Annotated in this window: 17 protein-coding genes; 12 read left to right on the forward strand and 5 right to left on the reverse strand. The window is 41.4% G+C overall.

The window, feature by feature from the left end; genetic code table 11:
- Positions 1-18: 18 nt before the first annotated feature.
- Positions 19-759, forward strand: coding sequence for a flagellar filament outer layer protein FlaA (locus tag CH365_RS11670; protein WP_100768753.1), 741 nt, complete (start codon positions 19-21; stop codon positions 757-759).
- Here the strand turns inward: CH365_RS11670 and CH365_RS11675 are convergent.
- Complete coding sequence (locus CH365_RS11675) at positions 731-1,348, reverse strand: HAD family hydrolase (RefSeq protein WP_100768754.1); 618 nt, start codon at positions 1,346-1,348, stop codon at positions 731-733. The two genes, CH365_RS11670 and CH365_RS11675, sit on opposite strands and share 29 nt — an antisense overlap.
- Positions 1,349-1,354: 6 nt before the next feature.
- Between CH365_RS11675 and CH365_RS11680 the strand changes: the two genes are divergently transcribed.
- Positions 1,355-2,599, forward strand: a complete 1,245-nt coding sequence (locus tag CH365_RS11680; protein WP_100768755.1) for a 3-deoxy-D-manno-octulosonic acid transferase — start codon at positions 1,355-1,357, stop codon at positions 2,597-2,599.
- Between the two features lie 27 nt (positions 2,600-2,626).
- On the forward strand, positions 2,627-4,516 hold the full coding sequence (gene nadE, locus CH365_RS11685; protein WP_100768756.1) for an NAD(+) synthase: 1,890 nt from the start codon (positions 2,627-2,629) through the stop codon (positions 4,514-4,516).
- A 68-nt stretch (positions 4,517-4,584) separates the two neighbouring features.
- On the opposite strand, the gene CH365_RS11690 is transcribed toward nadE, so the two are convergent.
- The gene (locus tag CH365_RS11690; protein ID WP_165782601.1) at positions 4,585-5,304 is read right to left on the reverse strand and encodes an LIC_20245 family lipoprotein; all 720 of its coding nucleotides are present in this window, start codon (positions 5,302-5,304) and stop codon (positions 4,585-4,587) included.
- Between the two features lies 1 nt (position 5,305).
- On the opposite strand from CH365_RS11690, the gene CH365_RS11695 reads away from it, so the two are divergent.
- The 6 genes from CH365_RS11695 (at position 5,306) to recJ (ending at position 10,721) form a co-directional block, all read left to right on the forward strand.
- Complete coding sequence (locus tag CH365_RS11695; RefSeq protein WP_165782602.1) at positions 5,306-6,088, forward strand: LIC11073 family putative lipoprotein; 783 nt, start codon at positions 5,306-5,308, stop codon at positions 6,086-6,088.
- Positions 6,085-6,834, forward strand: a complete 750-nt coding sequence (gene rsmI, locus CH365_RS11700; RefSeq protein WP_100768757.1) for a 16S rRNA (cytidine(1402)-2'-O)-methyltransferase — start codon at positions 6,085-6,087, stop codon at positions 6,832-6,834. Before CH365_RS11695 ends, rsmI begins: the two co-directional genes overlap by 4 nt.
- A gap of 12 nt (positions 6,835-6,846) precedes the next feature.
- A complete protein-coding gene (locus tag CH365_RS11705; RefSeq protein WP_100768758.1) occupies positions 6,847-7,170 on the forward strand; it encodes a flagellar biosynthesis anti-sigma factor FlgM in 324 nt (107 codons plus the stop codon).
- 82 nt (positions 7,171-7,252) lie between these two features.
- A complete protein-coding gene (locus CH365_RS11710) occupies positions 7,253-8,422 on the forward strand; it encodes an iron-containing alcohol dehydrogenase (protein ID WP_100768759.1) in 1,170 nt (389 codons plus the stop codon).
- Between the two features lie 71 nt (positions 8,423-8,493).
- Positions 8,494-8,814 (forward strand): bactofilin family protein, encoded by a 321-nt coding sequence (locus tag CH365_RS11715; RefSeq protein WP_010515397.1) that lies wholly within the window; start codon positions 8,494-8,496, stop codon positions 8,812-8,814.
- A gap of 2 nt (positions 8,815-8,816) precedes the next feature.
- Complete coding sequence (gene recJ / locus CH365_RS11720; protein ID WP_100768760.1) at positions 8,817-10,721, forward strand: single-stranded-DNA-specific exonuclease RecJ; 1,905 nt, start codon at positions 8,817-8,819, stop codon at positions 10,719-10,721.
- Between the two features lie 7 nt (positions 10,722-10,728).
- Here the strand turns inward: recJ and pcnB are convergent, their stop codons facing one another.
- Positions 10,729-12,195: a polynucleotide adenylyltransferase PcnB gene (gene pcnB, locus CH365_RS11725; RefSeq protein WP_100768761.1), complete on the reverse strand. Its 1,467-nt coding sequence runs from the start codon at positions 12,193-12,195 to the stop codon at positions 10,729-10,731.
- Positions 12,196-12,254: 59 nt separating this feature from the next.
- Between pcnB and CH365_RS11730 the strand changes: the two genes are divergently transcribed.
- Together CH365_RS11730 and CH365_RS11735 are read left to right on the forward strand one after the other, a co-directional pair.
- Positions 12,255-13,271, forward strand: a complete 1,017-nt coding sequence (locus tag CH365_RS11730) for a M23 family metallopeptidase (protein WP_100768762.1) — start codon at positions 12,255-12,257, stop codon at positions 13,269-13,271.
- A 71-nt stretch (positions 13,272-13,342) separates the two neighbouring features.
- A complete protein-coding gene (locus CH365_RS11735; protein ID WP_100768763.1) occupies positions 13,343-14,308 on the forward strand; it encodes a prolipoprotein diacylglyceryl transferase in 966 nt (321 codons plus the stop codon).
- 274 nt (positions 14,309-14,582) lie between these two features.
- On the opposite strand, the gene CH365_RS11740 is transcribed toward CH365_RS11735, so the two are convergent.
- Both CH365_RS11740 and CH365_RS11745 read right to left on the reverse strand, forming a co-directional pair.
- Positions 14,583-15,989, reverse strand: coding sequence for a cytochrome c biogenesis protein CcdA (locus CH365_RS11740; protein ID WP_100768984.1), 1,407 nt, complete (start codon positions 15,987-15,989; stop codon positions 14,583-14,585).
- 230 nt (positions 15,990-16,219) lie between these two features.
- Positions 16,220-18,136 carry an alginate export family protein gene (locus tag CH365_RS11745; protein WP_100768764.1) on the reverse strand — a complete coding sequence of 639 codons (1,917 nt, stop codon included), beginning with the start codon at positions 18,134-18,136 and terminating at the stop codon, positions 16,220-16,222.
- Between the two features lie 237 nt (positions 18,137-18,373).
- Between CH365_RS11745 and CH365_RS11750 the strand changes: the two genes are divergently transcribed.
- On the forward strand, positions 18,374-19,132 hold the full coding sequence (locus tag CH365_RS11750; protein ID WP_100768765.1) for a hypothetical protein: 759 nt from the start codon (positions 18,374-18,376) through the stop codon (positions 19,130-19,132).
- The last annotated feature ends 7 nt before the right edge of the window (positions 19,133-19,139 follow it).

Here is a 19,139-nt window from a genome sequence, read left to right on the forward strand (position 1 = left end):
TCTACCGAAAGATCTAGAGTGATCCGGAACCTTCTATTCTGTTTTTGCCTAAGTTTATGGATCCTTCCTAAACCGATCTGGGCACCTCCGGTCAAAAGAGACCAAGACGAGGCAAGCAGAGTACTTCAATTAGAAAAAGTACTAGTCGATTGGAAGCATTACAATCTTTTTCTGGTAGATTCATTCGAGGGAGAAAGACCTTGGGAAGTTTATAGAGGGGTCTCCTTCTTAAACAGGATAGACTATGTATCTCAGGTCCCGGACTCTCCTGCATTCTTGAAAGAAAGGGAATTATACAAGGCCTCCCCCAAAGAAGAATACAGGTCCATGATGGTACAAACATTCTTCGAAAATCCAAAACATGAACATTTAGAGATCCGACCTAAGGAACCTATTCGTCTTCCGATCGGAATTCCAACGCGTGTGTTTTTTTGGGCTTACTCCAATAATCATAATGTTGTTCTGGAATTGGTTTTCCATCAGAAAAAATCCAAAGAGATCGTTTTGGAATTAGGAGATCTAAAATTCGACGGCTGGAAAAGAATAGAGGCCCAAATTGCGGTCCCGGCCAAAAATATCAGGCTCAACCAATCTCTCCGTTTTCCATTGGAGCTCGTCTCGATTCGGATCAAACCGAATCCTTTCCAGCCCAAGGGTGAATTTTATTTTTATATGGATCGTCTCGGGATACTAATCGATAGCAGAGAAGAATCTTATCCAGGAGCGGACGTCAAAGACAATTGGGGTACTGCTCTGTAAGGAAATTCTTTAACTCCTCCGGTTTTTTGGGATTAAACTTAAAAGCATTCCAGTTCATATACCCTGCGACTTCCACGTTGGTTGGATTATCATCGATAAATACATAATCTTTTCCAGGAAAATCAGTCTCTATCCATTGATAATATTCTTGGGCAGGTTTTCTCACACCCATTTCGCAGGAGAAATATAACGCGTCTAGAGAATGTAGGATTTCTCCTATCTCCGGGAATTTCATAACCTCTTTGTACCAAATCGAATAATTGCTAGCTAAGACCGCGGAAAATCCTTTTTCCTTCAGACTTTTTACGATCTCCAAAGTTTCGGAAATCGGATTGATCTTGGAAAACATCTTCTCTTTTAAATCCTTGGGATGAGGCAGACCTTTGTCCTTATAAGAGTCTAAATAAAATCTCTGGAAAAAATCCTCTTCCTCAATTCTTCCCATTTCGAAATCCAAGAAGGCTTGCTTTTCCCGACCGTTCTTAAAATCTTCCCAATGTTCTCTGGGCAAAAGTTCTTTTAAGGCCAAATGGAATGGGTCCTGGATCAGGGTATCCATAAGGTCGAATACAAAAAGAGGAGATCTCATACCACTATGCTAATAACGTATCGGATTTTGACGATCCTTCTTTGGCCCTGGATTTTCGTTTTCTCACTGCTCATTCCGGGTGCAAAAAATTTTCTTAGGAACCGAAAAGAAGATAAGCGAAGAATACTCTCCTACCCTTTTGCACCCAAGGCACAAAAAGTAGTCTGGTTACATGCAGCATCAGTAGGCGAATTGGACCAATGTAAGGCTCTAGCCCTAGTGTATAAGAAGAAGGAGCCGGAAACTTTTATTCTCCAAAGTGTATTCTCAGATTCAGTTAGAGATTCTAGTTTAGAGGCTTTTCCGGCAGATCTAAAATTTCGTCTTCCTTTGGATTTTCCTTGGAGTTATGATTTTATTTTAGATAAATTTTCACCAGAAGTTTTGGTATGTATGGCCTGGGATCGTTGGCCTAATTTACTTATAGCAGCCAAAAGAAGAAGGGTCCAAACCGTCCTTGCTTCCGCAGTTATCACTCCCCCTAAAGGATTTATAAAAAAGAAATTTTATAAGGCAGCATTTTTTTTATTCGATAAAATTCTAACTTCTCATCCTTCCGGAGAAGAGAAATTTAAAGAATTACTCGGAGAGAAAAAATTTATCAAAACTCTAGGAGATTCCAGATTCGATTCTGTAATCCAAAAAATTGAAACAAGCCAAAGAGAATTTAGAAAGCCAAAAAACTATTCTTTCTCTCAGGTATTTTTACTCGCTTCTACGTACGAGCCTTGCGAAAAATTATTACTTCCACTTCTGCAGGAACCTTCTCTGAAAAATACTGCATTCTGGATCTTTCCTCATAAAACAGATCCGTCAAGAATCATTAGGTTAGAATCGGAGATCAGATCATTTACTTCAGACTATACTTTATATTCTCGCTCAGAGTTTGATTCCATTTCTTCCAGAGTGATTTTATTCGATGTGCTTGGGATCTTGGCCCATGCGTATAGAGCCGCGGACTTTGCATATGTAGGTGGAGCGCTACATAATAGAGTGCATAATGTTCTGGAGCCCGCGTATTTTGGACTCCCACTTTTGAGCGGTCCAAGGATCACACATGCACCGGAAGCAATGGAATTAAATCATAGAGGCGGTCTATTCATTATCCACACCAAAGAAGAAGTTTTAGAAATACTACAATTAAGCTCCGAAAGAAAAGAGGCCATTCGTTTTTCCAATCGCCAATTTGTGGAAACCGGCAGAGGAGCAGCTGAAAGGATCTATCTGGAATTAAAAAATCCTTTTCTATAACTACTAATAGAGGATCCTAGGAAGGAAATGTCCTTCTATCGTTGCACAGCAGTAAGTTTAAAAACGACCGCCTTAGATTTTAAAGGAAATCGAGAAAAGATCCTAGCCGCAATTGAGGCCAATGGAAATTCTTCCCTGATCCTTTTCCCGGAACTCTGTATTTCCGGTTATGGTTGTGAGGACACTTTTTATTTTCCTTGGGTTTGGGAACAATCTTGGAAAAGCTTATTAGAGATTGCAAAAGCGACTTCCGGTAAAACGGTAATTATTGGACTTCCATTTTTTCAAAGTCCCTATTTATTCAATGTATCTGCAGTTTTGCAAAATGGACAAATTTTAGGCCTCGTCCCAAAACAGAACCTGGCCCAAACAGGCGTACATTACGAAAACAGATGGTTCACAAAGGGAGAAGAGTCCAGAAATTACGCAATCACTCCCGACGGATCAGAAGTGCCATTCGGTTCCCTACTTTTTGAAAGCCCTGATTTTAATTTCGGAATAGAGATCTGCGAGGATTCCTGGGTCCAAACAAGACCGGGACAATATTTGGTAGAAGCAGGAGCGGATCTAATCCTTTCTCCAGGAGCTTCTCATTTTGCTTTGGGAAAACAAGAGATCCGTAAAAAAATGTTCTCCGAGTCTTCCCGCAACTCTTCCACTGCAATTCTTTATGCGAATTTGGATGGGAACGAATCAGGTCGTTTGATTTTCGAAGGCGGCTGTATGGGAATCGTGGACGGGAACGTAAAACAAGAAGGCCCCAAACTTCACTTTACGGATTTTGAAAGTACTCATTTGGATTTGGATTCCACGCAGCTTAGATCCAATCGTGCAAGAAATTTCAGATCTTCAGGTACGCGAGAATTCAGGTCTAGAGGAAAAGGTCTACAAAGAATAGAGATCCATCCTCTTAAATCCCAAAAGGATTTTAATAATGGAGTCCAAGTTTCCAAATCGGATCTATTCCAGGATTTTACGAGAGCAACTTCTCTTGGTTTATTTGATTATTTAATCAAATCCAAAACGAAAGGTTATACATTATCGCTTTCGGGCGGAGCAGATAGCGCTGCCTGTGCACTTCTGGTAAAAGCAGGAATTCTTTTCTCTGGAAAAGAACTCGGGCCTAAATATATAGAATCCTTAGGATTAGATCCTAAAAATCTACTATTCACACTTTTCCAAGGAACAGAAAACAATTCGGAACAAACCAAAAATTCCGCAAAACAACTTTCGGAAGAATTAGGTTTTACTCATGCGGAGATCACCGTGGATTCGGAAGTAAAATCCATGTTGGAAAAAATTTCCTCCGTAAAAGGACTCATTCCTAACTGGAAAGAACATAATCTTGCACTCCAAAATATCCAAGCAAGAGTTAGGTCCCCATTGATTTGGTTACTTGCCAATCTGAATGGACATCTTCTACTTTCTACAGGAAATAGAAGTGAGGCAAGTGTGGGATATACTACGATGGATGGTGACTCTTCCGGTTCTGTTGCTCCGCTCACTGGAGTTAGTAAGGAATTTTTACTTTCTTGGCTTAAAAATGTTTATGAAGGAAAAGATTTAATCCTTCCTAAGATAAATGCATTAGAAGGTATTCTGAATTCTAAACCTACTGCCGAATTAAAACCACTTTCTGAAAAACAAGAAGATGAGAAGGATCTGATGCCTTATTCACTTCTTCAAAAATTAGAAAGGAATTTTGTGTTTTTAGGAAAATCCCCGGACAATCTTTTAGAATCCCAGGAATGGTCCGACCAGAAAGAAGCAGAAGAAGGTAAAAAGAAATTTTTAAAATTATTCTCAGCAAGCCAATGGAAAAGAGAAAGGCTTCCGCCTTCTTTTCATTTGGATGAATACGGTTTGGATCCTAAATCCAGTTTCCGTTTTCCGATTTTGAGTGACATCAATTTCTAATTCACACAATTCTCTGTGACTTCGTGCCTCTGTGTGAGAAAACTACGCGCCTCTTTAAACTCTGTGCCCTATAATCCGGCTTGCTCGTAAGCTCTTTGTTTATCCTTTTGCACTTGTTCCAATTGTTGGATCATAGTTTGTTGGATTGTTTCTAACTTCTTTTCTTGTTCAGGATCTCCTGATCCTTTTTGAAGATCGACCAAGTATTTTACGATCTCTAATCTGTCCTTGGATTGTTTCTCCATATAATCGTAATAGGTTACCGTTTGGTCCTTGGATGCAGTGCGACTTAAGACTGCTCTAGTAGCTTCGGATACTCTTTGTTCGAAAACTTTTCTTTGTTCTTTTTCTGCAGGGCTCATGCGGCTGGGAAGAAGTGAATTATTCGGAAACTTCTCCTTTAATTGAGCAAATCTTTCCATCTCCTCATTTGTATAAGATTTTCCTGTTTGAGGATTTACAGGATTGTCTGAATCTGATGCAGGAGCTCCCGGTTTATTTTCGGAAGAAGGTTCTCCTGCTTCGGGTTCACGATATTCTGCTTTTCCCGCCTTAAAAAAATCGGAGTTAGAATCGAATAAAGAAGGATCTGCACCTGTTTTTCCATAATTGGAGCGTCCTGAAGTGGATCCCGATCCTCCGCCGAAAATACTGGCGAGTGCTTCTGCTTCGCCTTGTTTATTTTTGGAGTCTGATTTGTCATCGTCAGTCCAAAATAAGATCACCAATAAGAAGATGAAAAATACTATAAAAACTACGGAAATTAATAATGTTCGAACTCTAGTCACGATGAGGAAGCCTCAATTTTTTAGTTGTAAGACCACTCCAAGGTCGAATTCTATCCTTGTGGGTTGTAAATTTAGAATCCAACAGACCCCAAAGGCAGGCAACCTAAAAACCCCTGCCGTTCAGGCGGTTTTATTCTCGGTTTTTTTGTTTTTTGCTTCTTGCGGAACGAATACTGAGGTCACCCAGTCACCGTTTGTATTCATAACTCCTGTGGGAGTCCCTCAAATTTTTTCCATCACCGCTAAATACGATAATATAGATACTCATAAGCCTGAGTACGATTTGAAATATTATATTACCAACCTAGAACCTCAGTTTGTAGGCTATAATCTTTATATCACTTTTGCCATTCCTTCTGCAGGAGAAACCTTAGGTAACGCGAACCTATATTTGGAAAACGGTGTGCAACCTTCTTTTCCACAGTTAGCGGTCCAGGCCTCTACTTCCAATGTAGTGACACAAACAATCGAAAATTTGCAGCCATTTTCTCCTGTGCTGATGTTCCAAAAATGTGAGGTCTACACTTTCACATTAAGGGCATTATTGAATACGGGTATCACTTCTAATATGTCCACTCCGGTCACTAGATGTAGTTCCATCTACCCAAACCATTGTGGAACGAATACCAGTTGTAATCCTACTGCATGTACTGTGGCAAGCTGCTCCACTTCCACCCAATCTCTTTGTCCTGTCGGAACCGCTTGTAATCCCTGTACTAAGGGAAATGCTGCTACTGGTTGCGCCTGCCCTGCGGGAGAATCTCCGCCGGGTTGCAATCTATGAATGAAGTTTCTAACTCCAAATTTACCGTCCGACCTGGAGCCGCCTACGTAGTTGCCACCCCCATAGGAAATTTAGAAGACATCACCTTCAGAGCCGTTCAGGTGCTCAAGCAGGTGGATATTATCTATTGCGAAAATTCTTCGCATAGCAGAAGGCTTCTCCAAACTTACGAAATTTCTACCCAGACTCGGACTTTATATAAGGACCAAGGGGCCGAACCTTATAAAGGTATTATCGAAGATCTGAAATCCGGAAAAACATTGGCCTTAGTTTCCGATGCAGGAACTCCTGGCGTCTCGGACCCTGGTTCCCAATTAGTTCGCATTTTGAGAGAGGAGAAGCTCCCAATTATTCCTATCCCGGGAGCAAGCGCTCTTACCTCCATGCTTTCTGTTTCCGGCTGGCAGGTGCAACCTTCTCTCTTTCTTGGATTTTTATCAGAGAAGAAGGGTAAAAAAAGAAACCAATTGAAAGAGTGGGAGAACTTCGAAGGTGTGCTTACCATCTTCGAATCGGTCCATAGAATCCGAGATACCCTCTCCGCAATCCGGGAAATTTTTCCAAATTCTCCGATCCTTTTAGGGAGAGAATTGACTAAAATCCATGAGGAAATCCTGAAAATAGAACCTGTTCAGGACCTGGAATCCCTCAAATTCCCAGAAAAGGGAGAATTTGTGGTGCTAATCTATACAAATCCTAAAAAAATGCTTAACGGACGTGTCGGAGATGCCGATACTTTAGAGTGAGAGGGAAAACCCATGACTATCGATAAAATAGGCGGCATTGGTGGAGGATCTTACGAGCCACGTAAGTCGACTCCTGTACGCAAAACTGAATCTAAGGAATCATTCGACAATATTTCTATTTCCGACACTGCCAAACAAAAGGCTTCGGAAGCTCGTATCCAAGCGGAAGTGCAAACGATTGCTCAAAAAATCGTAGCAAGCCCGGTGGATTCTGAACGTTCCACAAAGCTGAAAGAAGTTAAGGAAAAATTAAAGAACGGAGATTACGATAATCTCAGCCCTGAGATCTTAAACGCAGTAGCTGATCGTATCGCAGAATCCTTTTTAGGCCGTTAATTCATAATTAAATCCGGAATTGTTTCCCTTGGATTCCGGATTTTACATACTTCCTCTCAATTAAAAGGGAGAACGACACACAATGCCGATACTCCCCGACTGGATCAATTTTAGTTTTCCCACCAAAATCCATTTTGAAGTCGATTGCGGTTTTAAAATGGGAAACTTCGTTAAGAATATAGGCAACCGCGCGGTCATTCTATCCACTCAAAGTGAGTTGGAGAATATGGACGAGTTCTCCATCATTAAAACTTCTCTAGAGAAACATATAGACGGCGTAATTCTTTACGATAATATAGAGAAGGAACCTACATTAAAAGAACTGGATACTGCCGCCTACTTTGCCAGGATCTCAAATGCAAATTGTATCATTGGTTACGGTTCATACGAAAGTTTGAACACTGCAAAGTTGGTCGCACTTCTTGCAAATAACGATACATTTGCAGAAGATGTTTTTATCCTGAAAAAAAACCTTAGGCTTAAAAAGCCAATTCCTCTCATTCTAATCCCGACTCATCCTGTGATGGGATTAGAATGTTCCCCTACAGCAACAGTGTATATGGATGATGATCGAACCGTCCGATATTTTTCGAATGAATTTCTTTTTCCGGAGATGGTGATCGCCGACGCTAAGATCAGTAGTTTTATGACTTCTGCGGACGTGGCAAAGGTTGGAGTGGGAATTTTAGCTGCAGCTGTGGACAGTATTCTTTCTAAATATTCGAATGAACTCACCAACTCTTCTTCCTTAAGAGCAATAGAGATCATTTATAAAAACTTGGTGCCTGCCATCAGAGATCCTAAAAATCTACAGTATAAAAACGCAATCTTTGGTGCGAGTTTACTTGTGGGGATGTCACATTCTTCCAGTTCATTAGGACTTTGTTATGCACTTTCTTTGGCGGCTTCTAACCTAACGAATTTGGACGTTTTTCAGGCGATGTCCATTCTTCTTCCACATGTGATGGAGTATAACCTTACCTCCTCTGCAGGTAAGTATGTGATGATCGCAAAAGCCCTGGACGAAGACATCACTAATATTTCGGTGATCGAGGCCGCCATCAAAGCGGTAGAAGGGATCCGTAAAATTTATATAGAACTCAAGATCCCACAAAGGTTATCTGAATACGAGGTTCGTAAGATAGATCTTCCTGGGATCGCAAGTCTTGCTTCTTCTTTTCCTTTCTTGGATTCGCTTCCCAGGGAACTTCCTAAAAACGAGATCGAAACAATCTTAGTCGCCGCGTTCTAATCGCAAAAAAACAGATTTATGTCTTTGAAAAACATTTGAAAGGCCTGGTTAGGGTTCGAGAATGGAGACTCATGAGCGAAGAATCCATAGACACGATTATCGGGGAAGATATCCAATTCCGAGGCAAACTACGTTTCAATAACGCACTGAAGATCAAGGGCCAATTCAAGGGCACCATCGAGACCACTGGATCTTTGATCGTAGGCGAGACCGGAAGAGTCGAGGCCGACATCGAAACAGGAACCCTGGAAATCGAAGGGGATCTAAAAGGTAATATTAGCGCCGCTTCTAAAGTTTCCGTTCGCAAAACCGGAAAATTAGTCGGAGACGTTCGCACTCCAGATCTGGAAATCGAATCAGGAGCAAAATTTAGCGGGAATTGCATCATGTAATTATGCCCCAACATGGACCGGATTTTCATAACCTACCAAATTCTTCCATCCAAGGCCTAACTCCCCTACAGTCCCATGTATTCGGGACAAAGTTCGGAGGGGTTTCCGACCCTACCAAGGTCCTTGCCCAAAATATTGCAGATCTTCCTTCTCCGTTTTTATTACCGGATATGGATGAATCTATCCGCATTCTTCAATCTGCAGTTCTAGAAAAAAAATCAATCCTACTCTTTGGAGATAGGGACAGCGACGGAGTATGTTCCACGAGCCTTCTCGCCAATTTTTTAAGAGGAATCCATCCAGGGACGCTTAACGTAAAAACTTCCAGCGAAGAGGATTACGGGCTCTGCGAACCTGCAATGAAATACGTAAGGGAAGTCAAACCGGACCTACTCGTAACTCTGGACTTCGGAACAAGCAATAGCGAAGAAATAGAAGAATTAAATAAAGAAGGTATACAAGTAGTGGTATTAGATCACCACGAGATTCCGGAAAGAATACCTTCTTCCTGTAAACTGATCTCTCCTAAAAGAGGAGATTCTCTCTATCCTACCGAAAAGATCTGCACATCCGTCATTGCATGGAAATTGATCACAGCATGGCTTTATAGTACATTAGAAAATTATAATTCTTTGGTCTGGATTCCGGATGGAGAGACATTTTTCAGCGGTTCCCTCGTCAAAAACGGGATCAAACTTTTTAAAGGGGATAAATCGGAAGCTGAAAAACATTTTGTTGGCAATTTTATAGATTGGCCCTCGACTTCCAAAACCCAATTTCCGGAAAGAGAAGTTTTTTATTCTCAAATCTCCTCTTCTCCTGCGATCTGGGAACAGGTTTTAAAAAATCTGGATCTTGCTTCTATCGGCACGATCACCGACATGATGCCTCTTGTGGGAGAAAATAGAATCATAGTCAAAGAAGGTTGTTATACTTTACAAAAAATCAAAACGGGAGAATTTTCACATCGCCCCGGCTTGGAAAAACTTTTCTCTCAATTGGATTTAGATAAGAAGAAGGTACTCTCCAGAGATCTGGGCTGGAGTATTGGCCCGGCATTAAACGCTGCAGGAAGAATGCAAAAAACGGAAGCGGCACTTGGACTTCTTCTTTCCAACTCGGATAAAGAGGCGGAATCCCTTGCAACGGACCTTCTAAAATTAAACGAAGAAAGAAGAGAAAGAACCAAAAGAAATTTATTCAGGGTAGAAGGTTTCCTAAAAAGGAAAAGAGAAAGGACCGAAAGGCCCATCCTTTTCTGTTATGAGCCCGATTTCGAACCTGGAGTTTCCGGCATTGTAGCCACAAGACTCGTGGAACAATACAAAAGACCTGTTATATTCATTGCGCCCGACCATGGACACGCAAAAGGAAGTGTAAGAGCTTACGGTAGCGAAAATGTACTCAACCTTCTCAAAAAAGCAGAGAATATTTTTCATCAATTTGGTGGTCATAAAGAAGCCGGAGGATTTTCTCTTTCCATAGATCAGATTCCGAAACTTGCAGAAATTCTTTTCCAAGAAGCAGGAAGCTGGCTGGAATCCGAAAAAGTTTCGGGCTTCCAAGAAGAAACTAGAAGTTTAGTAAGTCTCCGTCCCCAAGAGTTAAGAGAAAATTTATATACCGAGCTTGGATTATTCGAACCTTTCGGAATGGAAAATCCTGCTCCATTACTTTCCGTAAAAGGAGCAAGAATACTTTCTTATCGTCCTTTGTCGGATGGTAAACATGCAAGGTTCAAAATTTTGGCCGCTTCCGAATCCGTCCAAGCAATTATCTGGAATAAGGCGGAAGAATTCTCCCAATTATTAAGAGAAAAAGGTGAGTTAGATCTTTGGGGTTGCTTAGAAGAGAACACATTCAGAGGCAAGACTAACCTTCAGTTTGTGATCCAATCCTTTGCGTAGCTAATTATCAGTCTTCCGATTCGTCGGAATCTTGCGAGCTTGCTTCCGGCGCCTGCTTAGACCCTTCTCCGTTTGGGCGACCCTTTCTATTACGATCTTTAAATCGGCCGCCGCCACTTCCTTTTTCTTTACGGTTTCGATTCGGGCGTTCACGTTCGCTGCTTTCTTTTCGGCCTCCGCCTCCACCAATACTATTTGGCAACACGGGTCTTTTACGGAGAGAGATTTCCCAGAAGAATGCAGACTGTAGAGCCTGATCATTATTATCCGCGATCGCATTGATCTTAAAGACGTAAAACGCGTCGTAGAAGAAGTCTTTCTTACGGAAGAAATTATTTTGGGAGGCCTTATCGTCTTCGGTATGAGTAAATCTTTCCTGAGAAGCAAAGACCTTGATCAGTCTTTCCTTATCTTTTTTAGGAGTTCCCAATCTCTGGAAAATAGGCTCTAAAGATTGTTTTAAGGAAGCAACCAGGTGCCCCCCACTCTTCTTGGTTAAAGATTCTTCGGAAAGGTCTGAAAATAAAAGTGCATAAAAGATCTGAGGAGTGAGTTCCTCTCTTTCGGAAAGAAGTTTGTCGGCAATTACCAAACGTTTTCCGACTCTGGTTTCCAAAAACTTGTCCCCGAAATCCGGATTTTTTCTGCGTTCTTTCTCGAATGCTTCTTTAAATAGAACTTCCAGAAGGGAATTTTGGGCCATTCCTTGGAAAATGAGAGAAGTTCTCCAGGTGCGGAAAATTTTATTATATTCTTCCAACATACGAGAAGAAGAAGCCTTCTCTAATTCGTGAACATTCTTCTTAATAGATTTAGAAGTTCCTCTGTCGATTTTTAGACCGAGAAGTACTGCAAACTTTACCGCGCGCAACATTCTCACAGGATCTTCTCTGAAAGAAATATCGGGATTTCCGATCACTCTCAGTTGTCTGCTTTGGATATCTTCGTATCCACCTACATAATCCACGATAGAATCGTTACGGATATCATAGTATAACGCGTTGATGGTGAAATCTCTTCTGGCGGCGTCTTCTTGCGGAGTTCCGAATTTATTATCCCGTTTGATCAGATAATCCTGATCTTCTACAGGTTTTTCGAAACGATGTTCGGGAAGAGAACGAAAAGTGCTGACCTCGATCACCTTTCCCTTGAAGAGAATATGAACAATTTTAAATCTACGACCGATGATACGGCAATTATTAAAGATTTTCTTAATTTGATTCGGAGTCGCGTTGGTGACCACGTCGAAATCTTTCGGCTTTCGTCCCAAAAGAAGATCCCGCACTCCTCCACCTACAATATAGGCCTTGTATCCGAATTTATGGAGACGGTGGATGATCTTTACCGCATCCTCGTCGATCATTGTCTTACGAATCGGATGCGAATCCCGATAAAATCTCCTTCCCTCCGGATAAATAAGAATGTCGTCGACGGATCCTATTTTTTTCTTGAAGAGATTGGACAGAAATTTCATATGATGGGATAGTTAAGTCCTATAATCCCCGTCGGACCCCTACCTGCAAGTAAAAATCTATGAACAACGAGGCAAAGTTCGAAGACCGTCCCAGAGCCGCAGAAAGGCTGAAGATCAAGTATCTTCGCTTCCGTTCTTCCTGGCTAAAAATCAAAGAAAAAGGGTCTCGTAAAATTTCTTTCCTACTCGTGCCTCATGATCACGAAGCTGTGCTGAATGTGGAGCTTAGCGTTTTTATGGCCGCGTTTTTAGGAGTACTTTCCGTTCTTCTTTTTCTGCTCGCGAGTGCATTCGTGGTCTACATGAACTTTTTTTTCGTACCGAATCGAGAGTTGATCCGAGAGACTGACAATAATGTGGGGTTATTTCTTTATTATAACTCTCTTCTCAAAGACGCTAAGAAAGAAATTTCCGGATTAGAAAAAAAGACGGAACAATTGAACCTGGTCGCTTGGGAAGAAGTTCCCTGGAAAAGAATTCTCACCTTCGATTACGTACCAGAGTTCAGCTTAAAAAAGAATGTTCCTGAATCTTCGACTAACATGGATTTATATTCCGATACTGTAGAAGGTTTCGCGGAAAGAAATATAGAATTATACAAGATCAAACATGCCTTCCAAAATGCATTTGATTACTTGGAAGAAAGAGAGTCTATTCTATATGCGATGCCAAGAGGTCGACCTTTGAAACCTGGAGTAGGATTTGTAACTTCTACTTTCGGAGGAAGGGTGGATCCGTTCGGGTTAGTAGAAATGGGAGAGTTCCACTCAGGTATCGATTTTGCCGCGGGTGAAGGAACTCCTATCTACGCAACTGCCCCAGGCGTGATAGAAGATAATGGACAATCCGCTGGAGGACTCGGAAAAAGTATTCGTATCAATCACTTGAACGGATTTTATACAGTGTATGGACACTGTTCCGTAGTCTTCGTTGAAAAAGGGCAATTAGTAACCAGAGGGCAACATATCGGAAACGTAGGCTCCACAGGAAAAGCCACAGGACCTCACGTACATTATGAGGTTCATATAGGTTATGATCCTCCAATGGACCCTGCAGAATTCGTTAATATGGAATAATTTTTAATCTCTCCGAAACTTTCCCGATTCGGGGAACGAATATAAGGGAAAAAAGATCCAAAGAAGGAACCATGTATAAAGTCATAGATATTCCCGGACTAGTACCATTCGTCCAGAAATACATCAGCAGCGGCTGGGAAGGAATTTCCACATTCAGTATTTTAGTAGTGATCGCCTTTTTGGCGGCTTCTTATTTTTTACCCAAAGAATTAGAAAGAAAACATCTGGATCCAGCTCATGCAGATTGGCTTTTGATCCTAGGGGTTTTCGGAACATTCGTAGGCGCTAAGGTATTTTTTATCTTCGAGATCTGGGACCAAGTATTCGTAGATACCCCTGGCTTTGACGGAAAGTATTTATACCCACTCACCCACTTTGATGGTTTCCCTGGTCGCCCTGGACTTTGGTCCAGTTTATTCTCCGGCAGTGGTTTGGTATTTTACGGAGGATTCCTGTTCGGAATCTTATTTATCAGCTTATACATGATCCAAAACAAATTGGATATAAAAGCTTACTTGGACGCTACAATTCCAAGCATGGCATTGGGTTATGCAATAGGTAGATTAGGATGTTTTGTTTCCGGAGATGGTTGTTACGGATTTGCAACTCATGCAGACATTCCAGTTTTAACATTCACGTATTGGCCAACAAGTGCAGTCCCAAGTGGGGTTCCAGTTTGGAATACTCCAGTTATGGAATCGTTCGTATCTTTTCTATTTTTCATCTACTTCCAAAAATGGGCAAGATTCCAGAACTTCAAAAAATTCAGCCTCGGTGCTCAATATCTGATCCTACATGGACTTGCAAGATTAGGAATAGAATTCTTAAGAGTAAATAAGGCAGTCATCCCATTCATTGACCCTCCGATACAATCCAACATTCCTGGTGCTACCGGAGAAACTACTACCTTCTTAAACGGATATTACTGGCATGGATTTTCTCAATCTCAGTATGTATCGATCGCAATCATATTGGTTGGTATATACTTCTTAGTGAAATGGAAACTCTGGGAGAAGGAACAACCAGTAACGGCTTAAATATCGCAAAAGTTTTCTCACAGAGAGCACCGAGGTCACAGAGAGTTAGTTAAAAAGTATGTAGGAATTCCTACATGAACTAAAGGCCGCCCCCACCCTGCATTGGGATTGGGGGAGTGGCTTGTGGGAACCTCATTCCCCGTATCACAAAATCCATCCTTAGTCAACAAGATCCTTTCTTTCAAATCCGTGTTGGAGTTCCTACATTACCCTTCTCTGTGGGCTCCGTGTCTTTGTGTGAAAATATCTCTGTGGCTCTCGTCCACTCCGCGTCTCACTCTCCGGAGGCGTGGAACTTCTCACCTTTGATGGTGCGGATCATATCCGCCGTATTTAAATAATTCGTAGTTTTAAAAAGGACCTTCCCGTCGGAAGAGAAGATCACAAAGAAAGGAAGACCAATTTTTAATTCAGGAAATCTAGGGTCATTCTCATATATTAGAAAATCCTTATCATCGTCCCTGATTTTTAAAAGGATAGTTTTACCGAGCGCCTGGTTCAAATTTGTATCGGATAAGGTCAGGTCTTCGAAGGCTTTACAATTAGAACACCAATCTGCATAGAAGTCCGCAAATACCAACCGATCTTCATTACGAGCAGTCTCGAATGCAGTTTCGGAAATTCGATGCCATTCAAGATTTCCGTGCTCTTCTACCAGATCCTTTTTGATCCCGCCGGTTCCAACTCCCCAACCTACAAGTCGAATGAGAATTGCGCTAGAACAAATAAGTCCGGTAAGAAGTAGTGCCTTCTTCGTTCTTTCCGTACGCAGAAGAGACTTAGGTTGATACAAATACGCAGCAACCAAAACTCCAAGAGCAGTAGCTAAGATCCCAAGGCTGAGATCGAATGGTACAGACCATAATTGCATTGCCTTATTATAATAAGACCAGGCAAAGTAGAAGACCACAAATCCTAAAACGATCTGTATCCATCTAGTCCACTTACCTCCGCGAGGAAGAGAAAGCCCAAACACTCCTAAAAATAAAAACGGCAATCCAAGTCCGAGTCCGAACAATGCCATCTTAAATGCGGAAACCGCTAAAGAATACACACTGATACTTTGAACTCCTGCAGTTACTTGGATTAAAATGGCAACTACGATCGGTCCAACACAAGGAGAGGACAGGAAACCTGCTCCCATCCCCAAAAGGAAAGTGCCCTTCCAACCTTGGCAACCTCTCCATTCCTTATTAGGAAAAATTGGTAAATACAAAAATCCTAATGAAGCAAGTCCCAATAAAAAGATAAGAGCAGCTAAGAATAGATTGGTTCCTGGATATCTGAGTACAGTGTTAAATGCACCGCCTGAAATCCCAGCCACGAGCCCGAAGCAAAAATACATGAACGCCAATCCGGTATAATATACCAAAGGATGGAATACCTTGTTCGAAGCAGTCTCTCCCCTTGCCTGGATGATTCCTACAGTGATCGGATACAAAGGATAAACACAAGGAAGAAGGCTCGCACAAAGCCCTCCCAATACCAGAAAGATGGCAGAATTAAATCCGAATTCGGAACCGGAGAGCCCGGTTTCCAGCCACTGATTTAAGGAGGAAATCCAGGATTCGGAAACGACCTGGGATTGAGCGTGTAAAGAGCTAGTTAGAAAAAAGAAGAATATTAGAAGGCCGGCACGAGGCGCGAACGCTAAGGAAAGAAGGATCCGAATTTTCTTCATGGAATGGACGATTAGACCCAAATAGGATTTCTCTTTCTCCTAAGATTCATTATCGGACTCCATAACTTTGAAACCAAATTGCGATTTCTAAAAGTATGGTCAATCCTGAATTCCCAGGAGGACACCCTTAGATTTTTGGTCTGTACTTGTTTTGACGAGCGGAAAAGGGGAAAGGATAGAAAAACCCGATCCTTTCCTAAAAAAAGACCGGGCATAAGGTTTAGGACATTTCAGATGGCGAACTGAAGTGTCAGTGAGAAATAGGTACTATTCTTATCGATATTATATTGTTTTTGGTTCTTGATCGCGTCTCCCGCGTAAAGAACCGTAGCTCCTGCCCAGATCGAGAAATAGTCATTGATCTTCTTGATATAGATCAGGTCATATTCCAGCAAAAGTCTGTGTCCAGGTTGCCAATTTTTCAGGAAAGGATTGTTCGCGTAGTTTTCGGTACTTCCAGAAACTGTCTTGTTTGCAAGGAAGTCTCCATTTGCATCGTATCCAGTGCTTCCAGTAACCGCGTTCCTGTTACCGTCATACCATGCATCTTGGACTTTATCCTTTCGAATATCGTAAATTGCGAAAATGAATCTTCCCCAAGTATCATCGTAATATTGGATATGAACGGAAGAAGTTCTTACGTTTGCCCAAAAGGCAGCGTTTGCGATACCGTTTCCTGAGTCGAAATAAGGAAATCCACCGGATCTTGTAGCAAATAAAGGATCCCAGGTTGCGGACTTTCCATCAGTTCTATTCGGGTCACCGGATGCTCTTGCAAATTGGACTCCCAGACGGAAACCTTTATAGTTATACCCTGTTTGAGCTAAGAAGAAGGAAGCGTCATGCTGAACAGTTTCCTTGTAAGCGGCATGTTTGTTCGTTCCGGATCCGATCGTAGTATTCAGAGTATCCCAAGAAGCGTCTATTGTCTGCCCAGTGCTTCCTGTTTGAGCCGCGTATTCTAAACCCCAATCCCAGGATTTTCCTGCAGGAAGGCTTCTTCCAGACGCAGTTCTGTTGCTCAAACGAACTCCAGTTGTGAATAGATTGTCTCTACCGTTCGTTCTTTCATTCGGATCTACGAGTAAGCCGGTGGCAGTAGTAGTATTATACTTTTTGATCACACCGATCTCGTATATATCAACCACTAACTCTTCGGAAGGTTTCCAAGTATTGTATAAGAAGGCGAGATATGTATCATTGAGGGCTTTTGCTCCACCAACTTTTTGATTATTCGCAGTCACAAATCCGTTTGGACCATTACTCTCTTCTGCAAGAACAGTATAACCTGCATGAGTGGACCAAGTTTTGGTATCGAATGCGACTCTAACCCCGTCGAAAGAGTTACCGATCTGGCTATCATTACGAGCACCAATGATCCTGGAATCTCCGTATGAGAAAACCTGACGTCCTAAATACAATTTTGTATAAGGAAGAAAATCTTTCCAGATCACATACGCTTCTCGGACATCCGTATTATTTTTTACCGGGATTTGGCTTCCGGGTGCGTATGCGGTCCCTATAGAGTTCGTAAAAGATGTAGGTCCATATCCCGTTCCGCTTGGATCCTTGTATTGTCCATATAGACGAGTATCTTGGATGGTCAATTTTACGGCGAAGGATTCATTGATATCCAAAAGTGTCCAGAATTGGCTGTTTTGGGTAACGTAGTTTTTGGAATCACTTGTGGATCTATCAAAATCTTGGTTATTAAAGTTTTCAAATCTAGGACGGATCTGTAAACCGAAACGAAGGTTATCAGTAATCCAAAGATTGGAACTTTTTTTAACGGAATCTTGGTGTTCCGGAGTTAAAAGTAAAGTACCAAGTAATTCCCCATCTAACTTACCTTTCCAAGGGCTTTTATAAGGAGCAGCAGGAGTTTTATCTTTTTCCTTCGCATCCCCAGCAGGAGCAGAAGTGATTGCTGGAGTTTGGGTCGCCGGAGCAGAAGTTTTTTCTTCCGCGGCAGCCGGTTTCGCAGGTGTTGTATCTGCCTGAGTCAGCGTCTCTTGTTTTGGGGGCTCTACTCCTTGGGCCCAAACTGTCCCTAATCCTAAAAGCCCGAAGGACAAAAAGAGTCGGACTGGCAAGAGTGAATATTTTTTGTTCCGACTCGGTCGGTTCGTAACTGTATTTTTTAACATATGGGGAGTCCCTTATTTTGGATTAAAATCCAATATAGCGGATATAAATCAGAGTTTAACAGATTTTGTAAACAATTTATTTGATATTTTTCCAGTTTTTTTGACCTTTAGTCGCTTTTTTGTCCAATAATTGTTTATTAATTCTGACAAATCGGCATCTTCTCTGTTAAAGTAGAATTTTCCGAAACTTCTTTTACAATCCAGGATTGCACCAAAAGACCGATATAATAAGATAGAATGCAGAGAAGAACAAGACACATAACGCGAGTCTGGCTACTAATTTTTCTGCTATTCTCCCCTATATTACAAGAATTGAATCCGATCCCTGTATCCATCAGCACGGAACCGGATCTGGACTATAATTACGAATACGAGAAAAATGGTGTATATACTAAGTTCTCGGACTGGGTTCCTTACAAACTCCATAAATGGGAGCCAAAGTTTTTAGAAGATTATTACGAGATGTATGGACTCAAACTTCATTATAAAGAGAATGAGCTAAGAAGAAATATATTCTTTCTAAAAGCCGGTTTACAAAAACGATTTCGCCATCCTAGGAACGCACTTTGTAGGGTAACGAACGAAGAAGAATACCATAAATATAGACTCCTTATCTTCATGCATATGAATCTGCAGATCATGAGATCCTATATGAGGATCGCTTCTCAATTTGATAAGAGACATTTATATTTTTATAATTTAGATTTTGCCCACGAGCTAAAACAATCTTTCGAGGTCGCTGATTCATTCTATAAAGAAGCAATTCCTTATTGGGAAGCTTCCAGAAAATATGCAGACCAAGCTTCGGAAATTGATTACGATCTAGATTTAGGAACTATTGAAACAGAAAGATACGAGATCATCACAGGTAAGTTGGACTTTGGGCAGATCATTTCTGATCATAGAGAAAGGCTGACTAAAAAAAGGGAAACCGTTGGCGCTTATTTGGCAAAATATCCAGAAGCGGATAAGTCAAACTTAGATCAAATCCCATAAAAAAACC

The sequence above is a fragment of the Leptospira neocaledonica genome (assembly GCF_002812205.1).
Classification (GTDB): domain Bacteria; phylum Spirochaetota; class Leptospiria; order Leptospirales; family Leptospiraceae; genus Leptospira_B; species Leptospira_B neocaledonica.